This is a genomic window from Gardnerella sp. c11Ua_71, from assembly GCF_055818025.1.
Genome location: NZ_JARFVR010000001.1, coordinates 218,680 through 233,008, shown reverse-complemented (window position 1 = coordinate 233,008; position 14,329 = coordinate 218,680). Strand labels below are relative to the sequence as shown.

Annotated in this window: 11 protein-coding genes; 8 read left to right on the top strand and 3 right to left on the bottom strand. The window is 43.6% G+C overall.

What is annotated here, in order from left to right:
• Positions 1–149: 149 nt before the first annotated feature.
• Positions 150–1,562, top strand: coding sequence for a phosphoglucosamine mutase (gene glmM / locus P0106_RS00990; RefSeq protein WP_004112216.1), 1,413 nt, complete (start codon positions 150–152; stop codon positions 1,560–1,562).
• Between the two features lie 301 nt (positions 1,563–1,863).
• Positions 1,864–2,517, top strand: a complete 654-nt coding sequence (locus P0106_RS00985; protein ID WP_004112219.1) for a peptide deformylase — start codon at positions 1,864–1,866, stop codon at positions 2,515–2,517.
• 69 nt (positions 2,518–2,586) lie between these two features.
• On the opposite strand, the gene glnA is transcribed toward P0106_RS00985, so the two are convergent.
• Positions 2,587–4,023 carry a type I glutamate--ammonia ligase gene (gene glnA / locus P0106_RS00980; protein ID WP_004112221.1) on the bottom strand — a complete coding sequence of 479 codons (1,437 nt, stop codon included), beginning with the start codon at positions 4,021–4,023 and terminating at the stop codon, positions 2,587–2,589.
• Positions 4,024–4,196: 173 nt separating this feature from the next.
• Between glnA and P0106_RS00975 the strand changes: the two genes are divergently transcribed.
• A complete protein-coding gene (locus tag P0106_RS00975; protein ID WP_004112223.1) occupies positions 4,197–5,789 on the top strand; it encodes an AI-2E family transporter in 1,593 nt (530 codons plus the stop codon).
• On the top strand, positions 5,786–7,012 hold the full coding sequence (locus P0106_RS00970) for a glycosyltransferase family 2 protein (protein WP_004112225.1): 1,227 nt from the start codon (positions 5,786–5,788) through the stop codon (positions 7,010–7,012). Before P0106_RS00975 ends, P0106_RS00970 begins: the two co-directional genes overlap by 4 nt.
• A 351-nt stretch (positions 7,013–7,363) precedes the next feature.
• On the opposite strand, the gene P0106_RS00965 is transcribed toward P0106_RS00970, so the two are convergent.
• Positions 7,364–7,552 (bottom strand): hypothetical protein, encoded by a 189-nt coding sequence (locus P0106_RS00965; RefSeq protein WP_032837316.1) that lies wholly within the window; start codon positions 7,550–7,552, stop codon positions 7,364–7,366.
• Between the two features lie 97 nt (positions 7,553–7,649).
• On the opposite strand from P0106_RS00965, the gene P0106_RS00960 reads away from it, so the two are divergent.
• The 3 genes from P0106_RS00960 to P0106_RS00950 all read left to right on the top strand — a co-directional run bounded on the left by P0106_RS00960 (position 7,650) and on the right by P0106_RS00950 (position 12,031).
• Complete coding sequence (locus tag P0106_RS00960) at positions 7,650–8,528, top strand: ABC transporter ATP-binding protein (protein WP_004115766.1); 879 nt, start codon at positions 7,650–7,652, stop codon at positions 8,526–8,528.
• Between the two features lie 15 nt (positions 8,529–8,543).
• Entirely contained in the window at positions 8,544–10,196 is a 1,653-nt protein-coding gene (locus P0106_RS00955; RefSeq protein WP_180947261.1) for a hypothetical protein, read from the top strand.
• 146 nt (positions 10,197–10,342) lie between these two features.
• Positions 10,343–12,031, top strand: a complete 1,689-nt coding sequence (locus P0106_RS00950; RefSeq protein ID WP_473730326.1) for a D-alanyl-D-alanine carboxypeptidase/D-alanyl-D-alanine-endopeptidase — start codon at positions 10,343–10,345, stop codon at positions 12,029–12,031.
• A gap of 188 nt (positions 12,032–12,219) precedes the next feature.
• Here the strand turns inward: P0106_RS00950 and tilS are convergent, their stop codons facing one another.
• Complete coding sequence (gene tilS / locus P0106_RS00945; protein WP_473730325.1) at positions 12,220–13,311, bottom strand: tRNA lysidine(34) synthetase TilS; 1,092 nt, start codon at positions 13,309–13,311, stop codon at positions 12,220–12,222.
• A gap of 463 nt (positions 13,312–13,774) precedes the next feature.
• On the opposite strand from tilS, the gene hpt reads away from it, so the two are divergent.
• On the top strand, positions 13,775–14,329 hold the full coding sequence (hpt, locus tag P0106_RS00940) for a hypoxanthine phosphoribosyltransferase (RefSeq protein ID WP_064622846.1): 555 nt from the start codon (positions 13,775–13,777) through the stop codon (positions 14,327–14,329).

The following is a 14,329-nucleotide window of genomic DNA, read 5'->3' as shown; positions in this document are numbered from 1 at the left end:
TAAGAAATAAGATTATGTCAGTGGTCAGTGGCGCGTTTAGTGGCATGCAGGGTAAAATAATGAACAGCGTGTGTTTACAAGATTATTTGTAGATAATATACAAAATGTGTAAATAGCAATGACTATTAGTTAGACGAAAGAGGCTGGTTATGCCAAATATGTTCGGAACAGATGGTGTTAGGGGATTAGCCAATCGAGATTTAACCGCGCAGCTTGCATTGGATTTAGGAGATGCTGCAGTACGTGTTTTAGGTGAAGCAACGCATAGTAGCGAGTCGCATAACGAAGATGCAGGGAAGAAAATGCATGCTCGACGCAGAGCGTTGGTTGGGCGAGATACTAGAGTTTCTGGAGACTTTTTAGCATCGGCTTTGGCTGCTGGAATGAGTGCGGGCGGTTTTGATGTGATCGATGCTGGCATAATACCAACTCCTGGCGTGGCTTTTCTAACTTCTGTGCTCAATGTAGAAATGGGAGCTGTGATCTCTGCTTCGCATAACCCAATGCCAGATAACGGCATTAAGTTCTTTGCACGCGGAGGCTTCAAACTTCCAGATAGCAAAGAAGACGAGATTGAGGCTGTTTTAGGCAAAGAATGGCAGCGTCCTACAGGCAGCGGCGTTGGACGAATCAGCCATGACACTATTACCGCAACAAACCTTTACATCGATCACCTCGTTTCTTCTGTTGCTCCATTAAACAGCGAAACATCAACACGTCCAAAACCTCTTTCGGGATTAAGAGTTGTGGCAGACTGCGCAAATGGTGCAACGTCTGTAGTAGCACCAGAAGCATTGCGCAGAGCAGGCGCAGAAGTAATAGTAATTAACGCTTCTCCAGATGGATACAATATTAACGATCACGCAGGTTCCACACATCCAGAACAATTGCAAGCTATGGTTAAGGCGTCTAACGCCGATTTAGGAGTAGCTTTCGATGGTGATGCAGACCGTTGCCTAGCTGTAGACGAAAAAGGAAACATGGTTAATGGCGACCAAATTATGGGCATTCTTGCGCGTTCTAAGAAAGCCGAAGGAAAGCTGAATCACAATACTCTTGTTGTTACAGTAATGAGCAATCTTGGATTAAAGCTTGCGCTAAAAGACATGGGTATTTCCACTGTTCAAACAAGCGTCGGAGACCGCTACGTTCTAGAAGAGATGCTTAGAGGCGATTATTCTCTTGGCGGTGAACAGTCGGGTCATGTGATTAATCGCGAGTTTGCAACCACGGGAGATGGCACACTTACAGCACTTACGCTGTGTCGCGAGGTTGTGCGCGAAGGCAAGAAGCTTTCGCAAATGGCTGCCGACTTCCCTCAGCTTCCGCAATGCTTAGTCAATGTGCCGAATGTAGATAAGATGGCAGCTAAAACTAATGCTGCTGTTCTTAAAGCGGTAGAAAAAGAAAGCGCGCTTTTGGGAGATACGGGGCGCGTTCTTCTTCGACCAAGCGGAACAGAACCACTTGTGCGCGTTATGTGTGAAGCTGCAACGCAAGAGCAAGCAGATGAGGTTTGTGCACGACTTGCGCAAGTTGTAACTGATAATCTTAAGCTGTAGCGCGCGACGACCTACCTTTTCGCTTAGAGCGTAGCGCGAAAAGGTAATTCGGAGCGCTGAGCCGCTTAGATCAGAAGCACTGCTTCTGCGCGGCGAAGACGTGAGCGCGCTGTAACGCGCGAGCGATTTCCTGAGAATGTTGTTAGACACGCCGTTTACAGCTACAAAAAACAGATAACCTTGATATACTAATCCTTTTGGTATTGTTGTTTGAGCGTATGTGATTTAGCAACAATAATCAAAGTTGGCTTTGTAAATTACTTTAGAAGTTTTGTAGAATTAGCCTTGGTAAAGGAGCCCTATGTTTACGCATCACGCAAGTGTTGATACTAAGCTTAGCCGCGCGGTGGAGCGCCTTTTAGATTCCGCTACAGACGATGGCGTGCTATCTATAGTTCAAGCAGGAGAGCCTGTGTTAAGACAACGAACAGTGGCTTACGATGGTCAGCTAACGCGTGCTACTCTTAATAAGCTTATTTCGCTTATGCACAGCACTATGTTAGATGCACCAGGAGTTGGCTTAGCTGCTCCGCAAATTGGTTTAGGTCTTGCAATTGCTGTTGTAGAAGACCATGTTCGAGACGATGCAGATGATCCTAGGGATATTGCAGAATTGCCATTTAGGGCGATCATAAATCCCCACTATGAACCAATTGGAACACAAACACGCAGTTTTTACGAAGGATGCTTGAGTGTTGCAGGATATCAGGCGGTTCGTCAGCGTTGGTTAGATATTCAAGCTACATGGCAAGATGAAGATGGTAAGCAGCATTCTGAACGTTTACATGGTTGGCCAGCGCGAATCTTCCAGCATGAAACAGATCATTTACGCGGAGAGCTTTATATTGATCGTGCTGAGATGCGCTCGCTTTCTACAGATGAAAATCTTGAGGATTATTGGGCTGATGAGGCTGTTCCTGTAACTGCTGCTAGAACACTCGGTTTTGCGATTTAAAATAAAAGACGAATGCAAAATAAAATCCCCCACAAGTTTTCTTGCGGGGGATTTTATTAATCACAAATATCAGATATGGAAGTAAAGCTCATACTCGAGTGGCGTTGGAGCCAAACGAGCCATATCCATCTCTTCATGCTTTAGATTAAGCCAAGTTTCAATCAAGTCGCTAGTAAACACATCTCCTTGCATAAGGAAGTCGTGATCTTCTTCCAAAGCTTGCAAAGCCTCACCAAGTGAAGAAGGAACTTGCTTAATGCCGTCATGCTCTTCTGGAGGAAGCTCGTAGAGATCTTTATCAACAGGAGCAGGAGGCTCAATGTGGTTCATAATGCCGTCTAAGCCAGCCATAAGCTGAGCAGAGAACGCTAAGAATGGATTGCAGGAAGGATCCGGAGCGCGGAACTCAATGCGCTTAGCAGAAGGAGCCTCTCCAGCAAGAGGAATACGAATAGCTGCAGAACGGTTACGAGCAGAGTAAACCAAGTTGACTGGGGCTTCGTATCCTGGAACAAGGCGGTGGTAAGAGTTAAGTGAAGGATTTGTAAAAGCGAGCACAGAAGACGCGTGCTTAATTAAGCCGCCAATGTACCAGCGCGCAATATCGGAAAGCTGAGCATAACCAGTTTCCGCATAGAACAATGGCTTACCATCCTTCCAAAGCGACTGATGGCAGTGCATGCCAGTGCCGTTATCTCCAGCAATTGGCTTAGGCATAAATGTTGCAGCCTTACCAGCCAAAGCAGCAGTCTCGTGAACAACGTACTTGTATTTCATTAAGTCGTCGCCAGCATGAACAAGCGTATTGTAACGGTAGTTGATTTCCTGCTGACCTGCGCCGCCAACCTCATGGTGAGAACGCTCAAGAATCAAGCCAACCTTTTGAAGGTTGTAAACCATGTCGTCGCGCAAGTCTTGATTATGATCAACAGGTGGAACAGGGAAGTAGCCGTGCTTTACGCGATTCTTAAAACCAATGTTGTTGCTGCCATCATCTTCAGTATCAATGCCAGAATTCCATGGAGCTTCGTTGGAATCCACCTCGTAGAAGGAGCGTTGCATGTCGTTTGCAAAACGCACCTTGTCAAAAATGAAGAACTCGGCTTCTGGAGCAAAGCTTGCGGTATCGGCAATGCCAGTTGCCTTTAAGTAGGCTTCGGCTTTAATTGCCACTTGGCGAGGGTCCCTAGAATAAGGCTCGTCTGTTACAGGATCCACAATCGAAAAAGCAACATTCAAAGTCTTATGCTTGCGGAATGGGTCAATGTATGCGGTGTCTACGTCTGGAATCAGCTTCATATCGGACTCGTTAATAGCTTGGAATCCTTGCATAGAAGAGCCGTCGAAAGCCATCCCATCTGTAAAAGCGCTGTTTAAGAACTCGCTTGCAGGCACAGTAAAATGCTGCTGAACGCCAATCAAATCGGTAAATCGAACTGATACGTATTCAATGCCTTCTTGCTTAATCAAAGCTTCGGCATCTTCTTTAGTTTGTAAAGTGGTCATGCACAATCCTTTCGTAAAAATCTCAGTAAATAGTTTAGATTGTTGCATAAGATTTTGGATTTCAGCGACTCGACTATCTGGTTACGATTGTGTTACACGCTACTTATTTGTGTTTATATGCACAAAACATGCAAGCGGCTCGTGCTCCCACGTTATAAAGTACAATGTATTTTATGAATAATAAAGAACAACATGAAGGCAGTATAGATAATCACAGCACAAGTGCAAAGCTTGATTTATCCGCGATTTTCCCAGCCAAAGGGGATGATAGGCGCCCGCCAGATTGGCTTAGCCGCGCGCTTATGTATGCTGTTATTGCAGCGTTCGTAGCGATTTTTGTATGGTTTGCTTGGGGAAATATCGCCTTTATAGTCTTCGATGTTGTAGTATCCATTTTTATAGCGTTGGCAATTGAACCTCTTGTTGTGCGGCTCATAAAACACGGGTGGAGTAGAGCTTTTGCATCTTTGGCAAGCTTGTTTGGGCTGCTTGTAATAGTTATTTTGCTTCTTGTGCTTTTTGGTAATCTTTTTGTGCAACAAGCAGTTTCCATGGTTTTAGGTCTACCTGATTTATACAACCAGTTTGCCCATTTTGTACTAAATTCCACTGGTTTCAAAATGCCAAACATTGAGCAACTCGGCATGGAAATTCTTAAACACGTTCAAACCTCTTGGGTTGTAGATTTTGCTGGACAAGCAATTAATACAACGTGGGGATTATTGGCGGTTTTGCTTGATTTACTCACTATTCTTATGGTGACCTATTACATTTCTGCAGCTGGTCCTTCTATGCGCAGAAGTGTGTGTAGGCTGTTGAATCCTAAGTCTCAGAGGCGATTTTTATTTATCTGGTCCGTTGTACAGGAGCAGATATCAAGCTTCCTATTTTCGCGCACAATTTTGGCAGCTATTAACGCAACGGGTACTGCGATTTTCCTAATATTCATGAATGTTCCATATTGGCTTCCGCTTTCACTGTTTTGTGGAATCGTTTCGCAATTTGTTCCGACAATAGGAACATATTTAGGTGGAGCACTGCCAATTTTATTTGCGTGGGGATCTAATGGTTTTGGATCAGCTATAGCAGTTTTGATTTTTGTGACAATTTATCAGCAGATTGAAAACATGGTGATTTCACCTAAGATTTCCGAAAAAACCATGGACTTAAATCCTGCCGTAGCCTTTTTATCGGTGTTGATTATGGGTGCTGTGTTTGGTGCTCTCGGTGCATTCTTAGCACTTCCAGTAACCGCTAGTTTGCAGGCAATTCTCAAAGTTTGTACAAAACAATACAATCTAGTTTCTTCACCTTTAATGGACGATCCAAAGCCTAATCGTAAATCAATTATGGTTACGAGTGTTGAAACTATAAGAAACAGTTTTGTTAAACCTGTTAAAGATAGTGTGCTTAGAGTTATGAAAGGCTCTTCATCTCGAGTATCTATTAACGAAGACATTATGTATTGGTATAAGCAAGCCTATAATTCTTCAGACGAAACTATTGAAAATGAAAATTCAGTTGACGATTCTGGGTATGTTGAAACTATGGCAATTTCACGCGATATTTTAGACGCGGTAAATAAGGATATTGCTAAAAAACGCGCAGAAAATTCAGATTCGGATAAGTCGCAAGCAACCGATCAAGATAAGGAAGAACTAAAGTCAAAAACAAATAAATCTGGTACAATTCCAAACGAAAATAAAAAAGAAAATAAAAAAGCAACAAACTCAAATAGTAATCCACGAAGTGGGTGGAATAAATGATTCTTTTGTCTATTTTCGACGTTTTAGTAATCATAATTGGCGTAAGTAGCGTTGTATATCAAGGTGTTTGCGCAGTCGCATCGCTTGTAGCAAAGCCTATTGTGTTTCCGCAAGCACCAATGGACAAGCATTACGCCGTTCTAATATCCGCGCGCAATGAGGAAGCTGTAATAGGGAACCTCATAAAATGCATACAATCCCAAACTTACGATCAAAAATTAATCGACATTTGGCTAGTCGCCGACAATTGCACCGACAGCACGGCGCAAGTTGGAAGAGAGTACGGGTGCAATGTTATAGAGCGATTCGATAAGCAGCATATTGGCAAAGGCTACGCTTTAAGCTACCTGCTGGATCACATAATGGAGTTTGGAAAAGACAAAGATTACGACGCGTACTTTGTTTTCGATGCCGATAATAAGCTGGATTTGCACTATTTTGAAGAGATGAACAAAGGATTCCATGCAGGATACCAGATTCTAACAAGCTACCGAAACTCAGTGAATTTATCGGATAATTGGGTGTCTTCTGGGTCGGCATTGTGGTTTATACGCGAATCGCGATTTACCAACAATTCGCGCATGCTTTTTGGGTCTAGCTGCCATGCAGGCGGAACAGGATTCATGTTTTCGCGCGAAATCATGCACAGAAATCGCGGGTGGAAATTCCATCTGCTTACAGAAGACCTTGAGTTTACAATGGACTCGATTTTGCACGGTGACAAAGTGGGTTATTGCGGATCGGCGGTTCTCTACGACGAGCAGCCAGTATCGTTTAGGCAAAGCTGGAGACAGAGGTTGCGCTGGAGTAAAGGCTTCTTGCAAGTGTTCCGCTATTACGGAGCAGCTCTTATACGTCACGGAATCCGCGAGCGCGATTTTTCGTCAGTTGACTTTACGCTTATGCTATGCCCGTTTATGGTGCTTGCGATTGTGCGACTCATACTCGGATTTATTTTTGCCGCGTTTGGATTCGTCACTTGGACAAGCCAGATTGACTCGACGCTTAACTTTATAACCACTACTGTCACAAGCGTTTTAGGTATGATGGTGTTTGTTTCGCTTACCATTCTTGTAGAACACGATAAGCTTGGAGCCACTAACAAAGAGCTTTTTGCGTACGCACTAAGCTTCCCTATTTTTATGCTTTCGTACGTGCCGATTGCGTTCCAAGCTGTGTTCTCTAAGAGCGAGTGGAAGCCGATTCATCACACGGGTCGGTAAATCGGAGCGAGCGCGCGAAATTCTCTGTTTGGTGTTGCGCTACTTCCTGTTTGGTGTGTAGGAGGGCTTGGTGTTTCTTGTCTCACAACGCTTCGCCTCTTACGTGTAGTTTGTTGTTGCGGTTGTTCCGATTTGGTTTTGATTTTGTTTTTGGGTTGAAGTTTGTTTGTAGTGGTTGATCATTTGGATTATTTGGTATCGGCTGCCGCTCTTATATTGTTCGACCAAGAATCACCCAGCCCTCCTACGTACTTGAACAATTGCGTATTGCTTAATCACTGAGATTCTCGATTTTTCTTGCTGCTTCAGCGAATCACCATCGGAGGACTGCGAATCGACTTGCATGAGCGCTTAAAGCGTAGCGCGCGAATGCACTTCGATTCGCTGAGCTTGCTCAAAGTTGAAAGCACAGTGTGCTTTCAACGCAAGCGAAGGCGTGAGCGCGGCTAATCCGCGCGAGCGATACGCTTCATCCGCTGCGAAAAATCTCGAATCTCTACCTAGCTCGGTGTAATTTATGCAATCTCGTAGTGCGTTCATACGCAATATATGAGATAATAGAAGCCTTGATGTAAACGTGCGATTGCGCAATAATGTGGCGCAATACGTGCGTTTATCTGTGTATTGCGAGGTTTTTATGGTAGATTCTGTTCCTTCTGCAAATGCGTCTGGCAGTGTTCCAGTTTTTGGCGTAAACGCTTACGACGCTACTAATGAAGAAGTTCCAGCGGTTTCTATTCGCGGATTTGTTAAGACTTTTGGAAAAAAAGTTGCTGTAGATAATCTTTCTTTAGACATTCCAGCAGGCTCTTTCTACGGATTGGTAGGTCCGAACGGTGCTGGCAAAACCACTACGATTAAAATGCTTACGGGCTTGCTTATGCCAGATGCTGGCTCGGCTTCGATTTTTGGCAACGACGTTTGGAGCGACGTAAATAGCGCTAAGCGCTCAATCGGTTTAATGCCACAAGCAGATGAGATTTTTAAGACGATTACTGGTCTTCAGCTTTTAACTTACGCTGGCATGCTTCGCGATATGAGTCGCGCGGAATCCGTAAAGCGTGCAAACGACTTGCTTTCTGCTTTCGATTTAACAGAAGCTGCAAATACTATTGTTTCTGACTATTCAACTGGTATGACTAAGAAGATTTGCCTTGCAACAGCTATGATTCACAGCCCGCGCGTGCTTGTGCTCGATGAGCCTTTTGAGGCAGTGGATCCTGTTTCTAGCGCAAATTTGAAGGATATTCTCGCCGAGTATGTTTCTACTGGCGGTACGGTTATTATTTCTTCGCACGTTATGGAATTGGTTGAAAAAATGTGCTCGCACGTGGCAATCATTAACGAAGGTCATGTTGCAGCTTCTGGCACTCTTGAAGAGGTGGCTCAGGGCAAAGATCTTGAAGATCGCTTTATGGAGCTTGTTGGCGGACGTCACGCTGCTGCACGCATCGACTGGCTTAATGGCGGTAAATCTGATAATGCTCCTGCATCTTCCACCGATCTCAACGCTTAAAAAAGGAGAGCCGTAATGTCTATGATTTTCACAATGGTTCGCCTTCGCTGGGCGCTTACTTTTTCTGTTATGCGAAAGTCAATGTGGCAAAAAATTGGCTTTGGTATAGTCATTGTTTTTGGGCTTGCGATTATATGCGCTCTTGGTTTTGCCGGCTGGCAAACTGGCAAGTACATTGATCCAGGAATGCTTGCAGACGCTAAAAATTGGCAGGAATTCCAACTTGCTCCAATAATGGTTATGTCGATTGTGTCAATTTTTACGCTGTTTATAAACCTGTTTATGTTAGGCAGCGACACAACACTAAAATCGCGCAGTTTTGCGCTTTATGGCATTCCTTACGTAAAGCAGCAAGCTGGCATGCTTCTTGGCTCTCTTTTTGGAGCATTTTCAATAAGCTGCACAATCGCGCTTGCTTTGTGGTCTTTAGCGTACAGAAGCTTTGGAATTGTGCCGGTTTTAGTCAGCGTAATTGCAGCTCCGCTTTACGTTGCAACAATCGTGTCTTTAAGCAAAATGCTTATTGAACTTTTGGATACTATTTTAATAAACAAGCATTCAAGAAACATTTTCTACTTTGCCATTTTTATAGCGTACATGATTTTTGTTGCCACTGTGAATATTGGTAACAAAAATCCAAGCGGAATTGTGCTCGGCTCAAGTTTCTGCGCTGCGTCTGCTTTTACGCCGTTAAGTGCGGCTATGGCTTTGCCTCTTGACGCCATTAATGGCAATTGGCTTGCGCTTGTTATTCGCTTCTTTATTTGCGTTGTAACGATTGCTGTTTGCTTTGCAATATCCGTATTTTGCGCAAAATTAGAGCCGAAGCTACTTCGCGGCGAGCAAAAAACAGTTGTTAAAACTAAAGGAATCGGCTTATTTGCAGCAGTTCCAGACAACACAGTTGGTGCGATTATTGCGCGAATTATTAGCGTTATGAGAAGAGACATGCGTCAACTGTTTTTGCTTCTTACGCCGCTTTTTATGCTGATAGTTGCAGGAGGAGCTACTTTCAAAACTAAAGGATTTGCTTCTATGGCACAGGACTTAGGTGTTTCTTGCTGGCTTATCTATGCTGCTTCGCTTATGGGCATGGTTGTTGGAAACAATATTGCATACGATGGCACAGCTTTTACTATGCACGCGATTATTGGTGTAAAAGGCTTGCACGATCGCTTAGCGCACGCAATAGTTTGGTCCGCCATTTGCGCTGTGTATTTTGCGATTATTGGAGTAGGAGTTTACGTTTTTCTTTTCTTCGTATTAAATGTTCATCAAAGTGTAAATGCAATTCTGTTCCAAACTCTTTCACCAATCGGAATAGCTTTTGCTACCATAGGAATCGGCTTAATCTCTTCGTGCATTGCAATGTACCCTGTATCATCAATCGAAAAGCCATTTTCTAGGCCGCAAGGCTCTGCTGGCGCTAGATCTTTTGCTCCAATAGGTTTTATGCTGCTATCTTTCGTATGCATGATTCCGTCTATTGCTTTGGCTATTGTGTTTGTGGCTATTAACATGAATCTTTTGTGGATTGCAAGCATACTGTTTGTAATAAACGGTGCAATCGTTCTGGTTGTTGGCGTTATTTTGGGCGGTAAAGTGATGGATAAGCGCATAATTCGCATTGTAGAAAACTTGCGCAGATTCGCATCGATTACTGCTTGAGTATTACTGCGCACGCCTTTAAAAATTATGCGCACAAACTTACTCTCGGCATATGCAAGTGTATAGTTTGTATAGTTGTAAAGAATTGCAATTAACTTAAGTACATACACATACAACTTAAGTACATACACATAGGCGGCGTGCGCATGCAAGACGATGAAGACCTTAAGAATCTAGATAACATAGTCGAGATTCCAGAAGATGCTTTCACGTCGAAAGAGGCTAGGGAAAAAGCTGGTTTTACATCTAGCTTAGGCGCGCAAAAGCCGCCAAAGTCGCGTAATCGCGCTGTTGTGTGCTTAATCGCAGCTGCTAGTGTAGTCTCACTAATGTGCGGCTACATTATGTTCGATAGCAAAGATCTTTTGCAAAATCGCGATTTTATTCAGTCGCGAATGGCAATTAAAAACAGTGAATCTTTGCAAGAGTTAAGCAGTCCAAAACCTAAGAAAATAGCACATTACGCGTCTTTAATAAAGAAATTAGATAAAAACAAGTCTGTTGATAAAGCTGCTGCGGAAAAGATTTTGAAGGAATTTTTTGAATATCCAGGTCTTGGTCCTAATGCTTCAGTTGTTATTGCTGATGCAAACGGAAAGATTATAGCTGCTAAAAATGAAAATCTTGCTTTGCAGCCGGCGTCTACTATGAAAACGCTTACGGCTCTAGCTGCCTCGCATGTTCTAGACATGGGATCGACTCTTTCTACAACAGTTTACGCAAACTATGTTGGAAGCTCTAGAAATGCTGATTCTGCTGTATCTGGAGTGAAAAATGGTTTTGCTAGGCTCGTTCTTCATGGCGGCGGCGATATGCTGATGGGTGCTGCAACCAATGATCCAAATCATGTAAATGGTAGAGCTGGTCTTGAAACCCTTGCTAGCAATACTGTGAATTCGCTTAAAAAACAAGGTGTAAAAGTTGTTGAGCTTGCTGTTGATGATTCCTTGTTTGGAGAGAAACGCTATCCTGATTTGATTCATGAAAATGATGAAGAAGGACGTTTTTATGCGCCAACATCGTCTTTAGCTGTTGATGAAGGCAGAGATCGTAATCTTGCAGCATGGGTGGCTGCTGGCAATGATGCTGATGACCCAGATGATTATCCACTTTTAGATCGGCATCCAGCTGTAAGTACGGGATTAATTTTTGCGAATCTACTCAAAAAATTTGGTATTGACGTGAGAACTTGGAGCACTGATTCTGCAAAAATTGGCAAAACTTCCAAGATTGATGGATTATCATCCATATATGTTAGCTCTAGAAAACCGATGATTTCCTCTGATTTTAAGCAAATAGCCTGCGTTTCTTCTGCTCCACTTAACGAAATTATGGCATATATGCTAAGGCATTCGGACAATTCTATTGCGGAAGAATTTGGTCGTCTTACTGCGCTCGCTATGCGTAAAAGTAATTCTCCAGAAGGTGCCACAGACGCTGTACGCGACGTTTTGCGCGATTTAGGCGTTGATGTAAACGGATTGCACATGTCTGATTGTTCTGGGCTTTCACCTAAGTCCGCTGTTCGCGCTGTGACTCTTGTGCAAGTTCAGGCTCAGAATCTTAAAATCGGTAAAGGTGCTGCTGCAGCAGAAGGCTTAGCTTTACCTGGTGTATGGTGCACTTCGGCACGCCATCGTTTGTCAGATCCTTCGGCAGCTGGCTTACTGCGTGTTAAAACTGGTTTTCTGGGTGATGTGTCATCTATGGTTGGCAACGTTTCTAGAAAGTCGGGAGGCGCGCTAACCTTTGCGGTTGTTGTTAATCCTCCTGGAGATGTTAACTACACTTATGTTGGCATTAATAAGATGATGGCCGAGCTGACTAATCTTTAGTGCGCGCCAACCTGCCGGAGCGCTTAAAGCGTAGCGCGCGAAGGCAATTTGGCGCGCTGAGCTTGCTTAAGGTTGAAAGCACGGTGTGCTTTCAACGCAAGCGAAGTCGTTCGCGCGCTGTAACGCGCGAGCGACTTACCGAGAATGTTGTTCAAAATGGAAAAATCAGCAACAAAATCGGGAAATCGCTAGCGTTCGCAAATAGTTATAGTCTGTGATTTTCTGCTTGCCGCATATCCGCCAGGCAGCGCTACAGGTTTTTGACCGTGCCAGTTTGTAATTAGCTCGTCGATTGATTCTATATGATTTGACGAAAAACGTATTCCAGCGGCGGTTAGAGCGCGGGCGATTATTCTGCGTCTTATCGAAGTGTGTTGTTTTGTTAAAGGTGATATTGCTATTTTTACTTCGTGTGCGCAAGAATCATAATTTTGCTTTAAAATCGTCTCTTTTTCTATTATGTCAACTTGAGAATTAATGTAATCTAAATCGTCTTGTGCAAATTTGGCACCTTTGGCAAGTAGTAAAGTCATGTCTGTAGCAAAAAACCGTGAAATATAAGGCATTAGAGTATGTCTTATTCTTGAGCGAAGAGGGTATGACTTTGGCAGTTCAACATCGCTTTGTGTTAAATCGCCGTTTGTTGGGTCATCCCACCACTCAATGCCCAAATCTTTGCAAATACTAGTTGTTTCAAGCCTTCTAATATTAATTAGCGGTCTAGCAAAACGTATTCCACTTCGAATCGTAATATTTTTCATTCCAGCTACAGCCTCAAGACCTGCAGAGTCTCGTAAACCTATAATCACTGTTTCTGCTTGGTCGTCAGCCGTGTGCGCTAAAAGAACTGCGGATGCACCCAAATCCTTAGCCACGCCAATAATAGCAGCGTATCTAGCGTCTCTTGCTGCAGATTCTTCTCCCTTTTCGCCATCTTTAACTTGCACGGACTCAACGAATATAAGTGATTTGTCTACTCCTAAACTTGCAACAGTATTAGCAGCGTTTTGTGCAACTTTTGCGGATCCTTCTTGCATGTTGTGGTTCACTATAATCGCCGCACATCGAATACCTCTGCTCGCGCATACTTTGACTGCCAGCGCTGTTAATGCTAGCGAATCGCGTCCTCCAGAGCATGCTACCAGCACGATTGGTGCGTTTGGTAAAGCCAAATGTTGCCCGTGCTGCAAGAATTGTGGACCTTGCACTTCTAGCCCAAGATTATCGAAGCAGCGTTTTACTTCGCCAATTCCTTTACGCCAACTAGGTGAGTAAACCATGCTTATAGTCTAAATCATAATGTGTAAGTTGCGTAAATGTATACCATGTTGAAGCTTGTTGAACTTCCTTGTTTGGTGTGTAGGAGGGCTTGGTGTTTCTTGTCTCACAACGCTTCGCCTCTTACGTGTTGTCCGGTGTTGCGGTTGTTCCGATTTGGTTTTGATTTTGTTTTTGGGTTGAAGTTTGTTTGTAGTGGTTGATCATTTGGATTATTTGGTATCGGCTGCCGCTCTTATACTGTTCGACCAAGAATCACCCAGCCCTATTACGTACTAAAACAATTGCGTATAGCTTAATCACCGAGATTCTCGATTTTTCTTGCTACTTCAGCGAATCACCATTTCATGCTGAGGTTCGCTTCATTCGCTGCAAAAAATCTCGAATCTCCACAGCGCTTGGCATCTAAATCATAATGCGTAAGTTGTAACACGTCCGTCATTCGTTTATGCAATCATAGTTAGCATGCAGATTGCTGATATAAGAGATGATATTGATTACGAATTGATCAGTCACGAAGAACTTATGAAGCGTATTCGTGAGGTTGCGGATCAAGTTAGTAAAGACTACGAGAACCGCGATATTTTGCTTGTTGCAGCTCTTAAGGGTGCTGTTAACACGCTTGCTGTTTTCTCGCAGGAGCTTAGTCTTAATGCTCCTATGGATTTCATGAGTCTTTCCAGTTATGGCAGTGGCACTAAAAGCAGTGGTCAGATTACGGTTCGTGAGGACTTGACTACTGATGTTCGCGGACGGAACGTGCTTATTGTTGAAGATATTGTTGATTCTGGCAAGACTTTGGATTGGCTCGTTAAAGAGCTTAAGAGCAGAGGCGCTGCGAGTGTGAAGGTGTTTGCACTTCTAACTAAACCTGCTCGTCGCGAAGTTGAAGTTGATATTACTTACGTTGGATTCGAGATTCCAGATGCTTTTGTAGTTGGTTTTGGAATGGATTACGACGAAAAGTATAGGAATCTTGATTCTATCGCGGTTCTTAAGCCATCTGTGTATGAATCTTAA

Bases quoted from the DNA above. Each gene is read 5' to 3' on its own strand.
- glmM (WP_004112216.1), top strand. From the start codon at position 150: ATGCCAAATATGTTCGGAACAGATGGTGTTAGGGGATTAGCCAATCGA.
- P0106_RS00985 (WP_004112219.1), top strand. From the start codon at position 1,864: ATGTTTACGCATCACGCAAGTGTTGATACTAAGCTTAGCCGCGCGGTG.
- glnA (WP_004112221.1), bottom strand. From the start codon at position 4,023: ATGACCACTTTACAAACTAAAGAAGATGCCGAAGCTTTGATTAAGCAA.
- P0106_RS00975 (WP_004112223.1), top strand. From the start codon at position 4,197: ATGAATAATAAAGAACAACATGAAGGCAGTATAGATAATCACAGCACA.
- P0106_RS00970 (WP_004112225.1), top strand. From the start codon at position 5,786: ATGATTCTTTTGTCTATTTTCGACGTTTTAGTAATCATAATTGGCGTA.
- P0106_RS00965 (WP_032837316.1), bottom strand. From the start codon at position 7,552: ATGAACGCACTACGAGATTGCATAAATTACACCGAGCTAGGTAGAGAT.
- P0106_RS00960 (WP_004115766.1), top strand. From the start codon at position 7,650: ATGGTAGATTCTGTTCCTTCTGCAAATGCGTCTGGCAGTGTTCCAGTT.
- P0106_RS00955 (WP_180947261.1), top strand. From the start codon at position 8,544: ATGTCTATGATTTTCACAATGGTTCGCCTTCGCTGGGCGCTTACTTTT.
- P0106_RS00950 (WP_473730326.1), top strand. From the start codon at position 10,343: ATGCAAGACGATGAAGACCTTAAGAATCTAGATAACATAGTCGAGATT.
- tilS (WP_473730325.1), bottom strand. From the start codon at position 13,311: ATGGTTTACTCACCTAGTTGGCGTAAAGGAATTGGCGAAGTAAAACGC.
- hpt (WP_064622846.1), top strand. From the start codon at position 13,775: ATGCAGATTGCTGATATAAGAGATGATATTGATTACGAATTGATCAGT.